The organism is Streptomyces sp. (genome assembly GCF_036524955.1).
GTDB lineage: Bacteria > Actinomycetota > Actinomycetes > Streptomycetales > Streptomycetaceae > Actinacidiphila.
This window is the reverse complement of record NZ_DATDBG010000240.1, coordinates 1-6,814: the sequence shown is the minus strand read 5'-3', so window position 1 is coordinate 6,814 and position 6,814 is coordinate 1. Positions and strand designations below refer to the sequence as shown.

Sequence of the window (6,814 nt, the reverse complement as noted above, 5' to 3'; positions counted from 1 at the left end):
CTGCCCGCAGCCGTTGGCCTTCGCCTCGGCGTACGGTTCGAGGCCGGCGGCGTAGTCGCCGCCGCACGTGGCCTCACCCGTCCAGCCCCGTCCAGCCGACGGCGGCAGCGAGAAGTGCGCCGGGGAACGGCGCAGCCGGGGCGCGTTCCGCCCGGGGCGAAAGGTCCACACGCTGCCATCGGCATGCCGGTACGCCCTCAGTCCCTCGAACACCTCCCGCGCGTACTGCAAACGGACGCGCCCGGCAGGATCGGCAGTGGCCCGAAGGGCTGGACGCGGGCATCGTGCCAGCCGCGGTCGAGGTCGTGCTCGACGGTCGCCATGTGCACCTTCCTGCGGGTTTCTCCCCGAAGCCCGCAGGCCAGGACGTACGGTAACGCCAGCACCGGGGGGACGGTCGGGCGAGCCCGGAGGGGCGCCACAGCGGCGGATCCCTCGACGGGCGCACAAACGGACAGCGGGGAGGACCGAACTGTGAGCACTGGCGCGCCATCGGGCTGGAGCCCGGGGCATCGGCACTGGCGGATCAACACGACGATCACGGTCGTCTCCGTCGTGATCGCCCTCCTGAGCGCATCGGCCACCATATTCGGCGTTCTCCGCTCCCATACTCCGACCGTGAGGGCCATAGTCGACGTCCCCGCGCCATCGAATCTTCCAGCTGCGACGAAATCCCCGGAGCCGGGAAGCACGATGTGCACGGACGATCCTGACCGGAGCATGAGCGGATGGGGTCCCGCCCGTCCCCTCTATGATTCCGACAGCAGTCCGTATGCGACACTTGATTCCTTGTGGGAAAATCCCAATATCGGCGATGAGCGCGCCTTTTATGGAGTACGCGAGGAAGGCTCCACGGCCCCGTGGAGCCAGGATCTGGAAGTGAAGCCGGGCAAGCGCTACGTGGTGCGCGCCTACATCCACAACAACGCCGGTTCCGACCGTGCGGTGGCACGCGATGTCAACCTGGCGGTGAACCTGCCCACCTGCTCGGGCCTGAGCATCGGCTCCAACGCCTTCGTCAAAGCCAGCAACACGTTCCCCAATGAGATGTGGGGCAGCATCACCTTCACGTCTTCCCGAACCTTCAACCTGGCATACGTCGAAGGCAGCGCCCACCTGTACGGCAACGCATACGGAAAAGACGGAGTCAAGATCAAGGGCACCGCATTCCTTACCTCGGCGGGCACACTACTGGGGAGCGCGGCGCTCGACGGAAAGGTGCGCGCAGGATACGAGAACGCCCTGTATTTCACGTACGTTGTGCGACCGCAATTCGCGTCGTCGTAAAGGGGCGGCCCCTCGCCGGGCGGTCGGCGAGATGCGTGAGCGACGGAGAAGCGATGCGTGAGCGGACGTGCCGCTACGACGTGCCGCTACGACGTGCCGCTACGACGTGGGGCACGGCGGTCGGGTCCGCCGGCGAGGAACGGGGGCCTGTGGTCAGTCGGTGGTTCCGCCCGAGCCGTCCGAGCGCCAGAGCGCGCCCGGCGTGGCTTTGTCGGGGGTCTCGTACCAGCCCTGGGGCTGGCGGGGACGGGGGATCTCACCGCCCCGGCGGAGCATGCGGCCGTCGCGCACGTGGCGGCCGAGGAGGGCGCCGCCGAAGACCACGAAGCCGACGCCGACCAGCCAGGTCTCGACCGTGAGGACGGTGCCGACCGGGCCGTAGGTGACCGCGTTGCTGACGATCAGGGGTGCGAAGAAGAGGTGGGAGAAGACGCGCAGGCCGACCAGGCCGAGCATGGTGAAGACCGCGCCCGGCAGCGCGGTGCGCACGTCCACCCCGCCGCCGAGCAGGAAGTGCTGGCCCCAGGCGAAGAACAGCACGCCCAGCAGGAAGGTGAGGACGATCCGGACCGTGCTGACCAGGGGGCCGCTGCCCATGACGGCGGCACTCTGCGACTCGCAGAACAGGTACGCGGTCAGCACCGCCAGCCACACCGTACGGCGCCAGTCCCGGTGCCAGGGCCCGGACGGCATGTCCCAGATCTTGCGGTAGCCGGTCTCCACGCTCGCCACGAAGGACAGCCCGAAGTACGCCAGCGACGCCAGGCTCCACGCGCTGGTGGCACTGAGTACGTTGCGGGGCGCCGCGAACAGCCTGCGTACGCTGCGCGCGCCGTGCGAGTCCAGGCCCATACCGTCGACGACCCACTGCGCGAAACCGGGGCTGTGCTCCCACGGCGTGGCGGCGGCGACCACCACCAGCAGCGGCATCAACGTGACGAAGCCGAGCGCGGCGAACCCCATCGAACGGTGCATTAACTCGATGTGGCTGGCCTGCTTCCACAACCGCCCGGTTGCGGACCGCTTCCAGGCGCCCGTCAGTCCGGCCATGGCGTCACCTTTCCCCCCGCAGCGTTACCGCTGTGGATACCGGCCGAAGCACCCCGCGCGCAACTCCGGCCCCGCCAGGCCCCGTCAGGCCCGTCAGCCGTGATTCTCCGTCACCGAGCGGGGCGTGACGGTCGCTCCCCGGCACGATACTGAGAGCTTCGTCCGTGTACGGGAGGAGAAGGAGTCGTGCTGAACGGGTTTGCCGGGTTGACCACGGCGGTCGTGGCGGATGCGTGTGTGCGGGAAGAAGTGGCGCTGCGGGTCGCGCCCGCGGGGATCCGCGGCGTCGTGGGCGGCGCCACAGTGGCGGGGAGGGTGCTGGCGGCGCGGCACTACGGGAGCGTGGACGTCTTCCTGGAGGCGTACGGGCTGGCGCGCGAAGGCGATGTACTGGTGGTCGACAACGGGGGGCGGGAGGACGAGGCGTGCGTGGGGGATCTGACGGTGCTGGAGGCCCGCGCGGCGGGGCTGGCCGGGCTGGTGGTGTGGGGGCTGCACCGGGATACGGCGGAGCTGGTGGAGATCGGGGTGCCGGTCTTCAGCTACGGGAGCTGTCCGGCCGGGCCGGCGCGGCTGGATGAACGGGAGCCCGAGGCGCTGACCAGCGCGCGGTTCGGGGACCACCTGGTGACCGGTGAGGACGTGGTGTTCGCCGACGAGGACGGGGTGCTGTTCGTCCCCGCCGACCGGGTGGAGGCGGTGCTGGCGACGGCGCACGGCATCCAGCGGACCGAGCGCGAGCAGGTACGCAGGATCCGCGCCGGGGAGACGCTGCGGGACCAGACATCGTTCGGGGAGTACCTCAAGCGCCGCGCGGACGACCCCACGTACCACTTCCGCAGGCACCTGCGGCTGCTCGGCGGCGCGGTCGAGGAGTAGCCGTCTGCCCGGAGGGCCTGTAGCTGACGTGGTGTCAGGGGAGCCGCGCGCGCACGGGTGGACGCCCAGGTCGCCGCCTGCCGCGCACTGACCGCCGCCGGCGCGCGGGCGGTCGGCGGCTCGAAGGGTACGAGGAGGCCGCCGCCGCCTCGTAGCGCCGGTCCAACGGTCGGCCGGGCGTCCGCCAGGTGGAATTGGGGGTGCTTTGTCGGTGAGCCCTGGCATAGTCCGGGTATGGACACCGACCCCTTCTGGACCTTGATCGCAAAGTGCCGGCATCAGGGGCTCAGCGGCGACAAGCGGGACGGCTGGCTCCGGGACGAGCTGCGGTTGCTGTCGCCGGAGGGGATCGTCCACTTCCAGGCGTGTCTGGAACACGTCACCGACCAGGCGTTCACCTGGAATCTGTGGGCCGCCGCGGACCGGATCTTCGGCGGCTGGTGCTCGGACGACACCTTCTGCTACTTCCAGCGGTGGATGATCGGCCTCGGCCGCGAGGTGTTCGAGGCCGCCGTGTTCGACGCCGACACCCTCGCGTACGCCCCGGAAGTCCTGCGCCTGTCCGGCCTGCCGCGCGAGACGTGGGGAGAGGCGTGGCCGGAGTGGGACTCCCTGAGCTACCTCGCGCCGGAGGCGTACGACGCGGTCACCGGCGCCACGGACGACGGTGACGCCTTCTACCGGGCCACGACCGCCTTCCTCGATGCCGACCGCCCCTACCGGCTGCGCCCCGCGGCCCCCTCCGGCTCCCGCTGGAGCGTCCTGGACGAACCCGAGGCGGCGCGCCGCCTGCCCCGTCTCAGCGCGATGTTCCCGATGGGGGCGCACCACTGAACGCCGGGCCGCCCCCGGGCGGCGGGACTCAGACCCCGTTGACCAGGCGGATGTAGCGGACCCAGTCCCAGTTGGGGCCGGGGTCGGTGTGGGTGGTGCCGGGGACCTGGACGTGGCCGATGATGTGGTTGCGGTCCTTGGGGATGCCGTACTTGTCGCAGATCGCCGCGGTGAGAGCGGCCGAGGCGTGGTACATCGCCGTGGTGAAGTACGACGGCTGGTCCACCCACCCCTCGTGCTCGATGCCGATGCTGCGGGTGTTGTAGCCCCAGTTGCCCGCGTGCCAGGCGATGTCCTTCTCGCGGACGCACTGGTCGATGGCGCCGTCGGAGGACCGTACGACGTAGTGGGCCGCCGCCGCGTGGTTCGGGTCCTGGAAGAGCCGGATGGTGTCGCTGAACGTCTCCTGGGTGACGTGGATGACCACCAGGTTGACGGGATACGTCGAAGGGCGGTTGGACACCGTGTAGTTGGAGGTGCTTGCCGGAGCCCAGACGGCGGACGGGTAGTCGACGGTGGCCGCGGCGGCGGTGCCGCTTCCGGCCCACAGGTCGCCCGCGAGGGCCCCGGTGGCCGCGGCGCCGAGCGCGAGACCGCCGCGGAGGAGGGAACGGCGGGTGGGGGAGGTGCCGGCCGGGGCGGCGGAGTCACCGGCCGGGGCGGTGGTGCCGGCGGTGGCTGACGGGTCGGCCGGGGCTGACTGACCGGTCGGGTCCCACGGATTGAACTGGCCCGGTGCGTGGGGGAGTGGGTGACGGCTGGGGCGTTCCATGGCGGGCTCCCTGGGGCGTCAACGAACAGGCGAGTGCATGACAAAAAGCTCGGGCTCGTCCATCGTGCGGCCCGTGCCCGTGACCTGCCAAGCGGTTCGCGCACCGGCAGAGGTCCAGACCGGTGGCGCCTCCCGTGCAACCACCGCCGGGTGCCACCCCGTACTCGCCGGAAAACCGGACGCGTCCATTCACGCACTGTAATCACATCCGTCCCCTCCGCATAACAACTGACACACGCTCACATCACCACTCGGCCACGCCAGGTGCCCGCTTCACCCCTTCTGGGCCCGCCCCGACCCATTGCTCCGCCTCCCCAACTCTTCGATTCGGCTTGGAAAACCTGTCAGCCTCTATTAACGTTCGATAACGCAGCGCGGTCGTCACCGCCGCCGCAGAGGCGGCACCGTGCGCTTGCCGAATCCCGTCCGCGGGAACCGGGGAACCAACTACAAGGGGTGAATCGGGCAGCACGCGGGCCCGTAGGAGACCTTCCTGCTCCGAACCCGTCAGCTAACCCGGTAGGCGAGAAGGAAGGAAAGGAGAGCGCCCACCGTGGCGTCCAACCAGCCTGCCTACGCCCCTGCCCCTCCGGGCAGCGACACCGCCGGGGAGTGGGACGAGTTCCCGGCTTCTCCGTCGGAGCCGCCGAGTTCCCCGGACTTCTCGTACTTCGCCGCCTCCTCCGGCGCTTCGCGCCTCCCGGAGGCCCCAGGCTCCCCCGGCCTCCCGGACTCTCCGGACCTCTCCTCCTTCCCCGGCTCCCCGGCATTCACCGGATCAGCCGATTCCGTCGAATCAACCGCCTACGGCGCCGCGCTGAGCGGCAGCAACCGGCTCCCGCGCCAGCGGAACATCGCGCGCGGCTCCACCGTCATCGGGATCGCGGCGATGGCCGCGGTCGGGGCCGGAGGGGTGGCGGTGGCCGCCGCACCCGGTGCCGCCCCCGCCCCGGACGCCGGACCCGCGCCGATATCGGCCCCGGACGTCCACTCCTTCGCCGACGAACTGCCCGCGCCCGGCGTCTCCGGAGCGCCGCGGACCGCCGTGCCGCAGACCGCGCAGGAGGACGCCGGCACTCCGGACCGTACGACCCCCGCCACCGCCGCGCCGGCCGCCATCCCCGCACCGGCCGCGACCCCCGCGGAGAGCGCCGCCCCTTCGCCCGCCACGAACCCCGCCACGAACCCCGCTGCGGAGCTCGCCGAGGGCGCCGCCGCCCCGACTCCCGCGCCCACCGACCCCGGCGAGGCCCTGCGCGCCCGCATCCTCGGCCAGGTGGCCGCCCAGCGGGAGGCGGTCGCCCAGGCCGAACGGGAGGCCGCCGACCGAGAAGCTGCCCGGGAGGCCGCTGCCCGCAAGGTACGCGAGCAGGCCGCCGCCGCGAAGGCCGCCGCCGAGGCGAAGGCGAAGGCCGACGCGGAAGCCGCCGCCAAGGCCGAGGCCGAGCGCCTGGCCCAGCTCGCCCGCTCGTACATCAAGCCGCTCGCCTCGTCCACGCTCGACGCCGGCTTCGGCGAGGCCGACCTGTGGGCCAACCTCCACAGCGGACAGGACTTCACCGCCCCCACCGGCACGCCCGTGCACGCGATCCACACCGGTACGGTCAGCTCGGCCGGCTGGGCGGGCAGCTACGGCTACCGGGTCGTGCTCACCCTCGACGACGGCACCGAGCTCTGGTACTGCCACCTGTCCACGATGGTGGTGACCTCGGGCAGGGTCACCACCGGCGACACGATCGGCCGAGTCGGCGCAACCGGCAACGTACCGACGCCCCACCTCCACCTGGAGGTCCGGCCCGGCGGCGGCGAGCCCGTCGACCCGCTGCCGTGGCTCCGCACGCACGACGTAGCCGTATAGCCGTAGCCGTCCGCTCCTTCCGCTTGCCCGTCCTCTTCCTCATCCGACGACCACAGACCGCTGACCCCGCATCACCTCCTCACCATCCAACCCCCATACCCCGGCGGCCCTGGCGACTCCCCCCAGCCAGGGCC

Annotated in this window: 6 protein-coding genes and 1 riboswitch; of the genes, 4 read left to right on the top strand and 2 right to left on the bottom strand. The window is 71.3% G+C overall.

Annotated elements, in window-relative coordinates:
• Positions 1-474: 474 nt before the first annotated feature.
• Entirely contained in the window at positions 475-1,287 is an 813-nt protein-coding gene (locus VIW71_RS19410; RefSeq protein WP_331623621.1) for a hypothetical protein, read from the top strand.
• 153 nt (positions 1,288-1,440) lie between these two features.
• On the opposite strand, the gene VIW71_RS19405 is transcribed toward VIW71_RS19410, so the two are convergent.
• On the bottom strand, positions 1,441-2,337 hold the full coding sequence (locus VIW71_RS19405) for a ribonuclease BN (RefSeq protein ID WP_331623620.1): 897 nt from the start codon (positions 2,335-2,337) through the stop codon (positions 1,441-1,443).
• Between the two features lie 186 nt (positions 2,338-2,523).
• Between VIW71_RS19405 and VIW71_RS19400 the strand changes: the two genes are divergently transcribed.
• Positions 2,524-3,216 (top strand): RraA family protein, encoded by a 693-nt coding sequence (locus tag VIW71_RS19400; protein WP_331623619.1) that lies wholly within the window; start codon positions 2,524-2,526, stop codon positions 3,214-3,216.
• Positions 3,217-3,450: 234 nt separating this feature from the next.
• Positions 3,451-4,050 carry a DUF4240 domain-containing protein gene (locus tag VIW71_RS19395; protein WP_331623618.1) on the top strand — a complete coding sequence of 200 codons (600 nt, stop codon included), beginning with the start codon at positions 3,451-3,453 and terminating at the stop codon, positions 4,048-4,050.
• Between the two features lie 28 nt (positions 4,051-4,078).
• Here the strand turns inward: VIW71_RS19395 and VIW71_RS19390 are convergent, their stop codons facing one another.
• Positions 4,079-4,822, bottom strand: coding sequence for an N-acetylmuramoyl-L-alanine amidase (locus tag VIW71_RS19390; RefSeq protein WP_414720785.1), 744 nt, complete (start codon positions 4,820-4,822; stop codon positions 4,079-4,081).
• 403 nt (positions 4,823-5,225) lie between these two features.
• Positions 5,226-5,363: riboswitch (cyclic di-AMP (ydaO/yuaA leader) on the top strand.
• Between the two features lie 12 nt (positions 5,364-5,375).
• Between VIW71_RS19390 and VIW71_RS19385 the strand changes: the two genes are divergently transcribed.
• Positions 5,376-6,680, top strand: a complete 1,305-nt coding sequence (locus tag VIW71_RS19385; RefSeq protein WP_331623617.1) for a M23 family metallopeptidase — start codon at positions 5,376-5,378, stop codon at positions 6,678-6,680.
• Positions 6,681-6,814: the final 134 nt, after the last annotated feature.

Bases quoted from the DNA above. Each gene is read 5' to 3' on its own strand.
- VIW71_RS19390 (WP_414720785.1), bottom strand. From the start codon at position 4,822: ATGGAACGCCCCAGCCGTCACCCACTCCCCCACGCACCGGGCCAGTTC.
- VIW71_RS19405 (WP_331623620.1), bottom strand. From the start codon at position 2,337: ATGGCCGGACTGACGGGCGCCTGGAAGCGGTCCGCAACCGGGCGGTTG.
- VIW71_RS19395 (WP_331623618.1), top strand. From the start codon at position 3,451: ATGGACACCGACCCCTTCTGGACCTTGATCGCAAAGTGCCGGCATCAG.